A 349-nucleotide genomic window follows, 5' to 3' on the forward strand; every position below is an offset into this window, starting at 1 on the left:
CGCGATCATGTGAAACTATAATAAATGCTCCATGCCAATTTTTTAAATCCTGTTCTAATTTTTCTATATAGTTATTATCTAAGTTAGTTGTTGGTTCATCTGCTAATAGCAGTTCTGGATTTTTATCAAGCGCTTGCCGAATATAGTTTCGTGTTACTTCACCACCACTTTTAGTTGATTCTATGAGCTTCAATTGGGGAATAAGTTCACAATGTGAAAATTGTTTTACAATACCTTCTTCAGGCACAATTTTTTTATATAATATGTGAAGTAACGTTGTTTTTCCATTTCCATTTTTGCCAACTAAACCAATACGATCATTCTGATAAATCTTTAGATGATTTATGTT

1 protein-coding gene is annotated in these 349 nt (G+C 30.9%); it reads right to left on the reverse strand.

What is annotated here, in order from left to right; translation table 11 throughout:
* Positions 1 to 349, reverse strand: a 349-nt coding sequence (locus PNO30_RS08345; protein WP_271988004.1) for an ATP-binding cassette domain-containing protein, incomplete at both ends; no start/stop codon positions are given.

This window comes from Gemella haemolysans, assembly GCF_028308085.1.
GTDB lineage: Bacteria > Bacillota > Bacilli > Staphylococcales > Gemellaceae > Gemella > Gemella haemolysans_D.